Consider the following 232-nt stretch of genomic DNA (forward strand, 5'->3'; position numbering starts at 1 on the left):
GTTCATGGGCGCACCTGCCCAACTGGTGGACATGGAGCGGCTGCTGATGGCCAGGGCCGACGTGGTATTTACCGGCGGAGTGAGTTTGTGGGAGGTCAAGCAGCGCCAGCACGGCAATGCGCATCCAGTGCCCAGCAGCGTCGACATCGCGCATTTCGCCCAGGCGCGTGACGCTGTGATCGAGCCTGCGGACCAGGCTTCGATTGCGCGGCCACGCCTGGGCTTTTTCGGG

At 65.1% G+C, this 232-nt stretch carries 1 pseudogene; it reads left to right on the plus strand.

The window, feature by feature from the left end:
* Positions 1–232 (plus strand): annotated as a pseudogene (locus tag AC0L3B_RS40435) (glycosyltransferase); the annotation flags it as partial.

The sequence above is a fragment of the Bradyrhizobium sp. Kon56 genome, from assembly GCF_055807635.1.